Here is a 902-nt window from a genome sequence, read left to right as displayed (position 1 = left end):
CATTTTCTCGTTCAATTTCTGGTATGATTTCTTTCTCGAGTAGCTCATCGTATAACTGGTTTGATTTTTCAATTAATCCGTTATGATATTTCTCGATGGATTTTTTCCACACGAAAGTAAATTTGTTCGCATTGGCTTCGATCTTTGTTCCATCAATAAAAATAGCTTCCTGATCAATTAATTCTTCTTGGACCAACTGGCAACGGAATTGGACGAAACATTGGCGGATCAACTCTTTCATTTCTGGTTGAACACGAAAACGGTTGATCGTGCGGTAGCTTGGTTCATAGCCTTGAGCTAGCCACATCATCCGAAGACTATCTTTTAATAGGGCTTCAATTTTACGCCCTGAGAAGACAGATTGTGTATAAGCACATAAGATAATTTTAAGCATCATGCGTGGATGGTAGGCGGGACAGCCTTCATTTCGAAGGAATGGTTCAAACGCTTCAGGCGAGATACTTTCAACTAAATGGTGGACATGGAAGGCAATATCATTTTTTTGTAATGTTACTTCTAAATCTAAAGGCAAAACTAATTGATTCATGTTATAATTTTTAAACATAAGGATCCTTCTTTCTGTATAATTTTGTTGTGGTGACTTAATTTTATCAGAAGTGATTCTTATTTTTTTATGAAAAAATTTCACACTCATTTTTAGATACGCCAAAAAGACCTGACGATTTTTATTTTTTTCGAAAGGTCATTATGATATAGTTCTATGTAGGTGATTACGATTTCTGAGCTGGTAGTGCGGACTCATAATCGTAAAGAATGCCACGCGTCAGTAACTGAAATGTCACTTTCAGAAACTTATTGATGCAGGCGATGATCGCAACCTTATGAGGCTTCCTCTGAGGTTGCTTTTTTAATTTGTAGTAATAGTCCACAAAATGATTCGG

At 36.1% G+C, this 902-nt stretch carries 1 protein-coding gene and 1 pseudogene; both read right to left on the bottom strand.

The window, feature by feature from the left end; genetic code table 11:
- Nucleotides 1-565, bottom strand: a 565-nt coding sequence (locus ACEVFT_RS05690; RefSeq protein ID WP_393948654.1) for a transposase, incomplete at its 3' end; no start/stop codon positions are given.
- A 166-nt stretch (nucleotides 566-731) separates the two neighbouring features.
- Nucleotides 732-902: pseudogene (locus tag ACEVFT_RS05685) on the bottom strand (IS110 family RNA-guided transposase); the annotation flags it as partial.

The sequence above is a fragment of the Lysinibacillus sp. PWR01 genome, assembly GCF_043359455.1.
In the GTDB taxonomy this organism is placed as follows: domain Bacteria; phylum Bacillota; class Bacilli; order Bacillales_A; family Planococcaceae; genus Lysinibacillus; species Lysinibacillus fusiformis_F.
The sequence above is the reverse complement of the archived record's forward strand: the minus strand, read 5'-3'. Positions and strand labels throughout refer to the sequence as shown.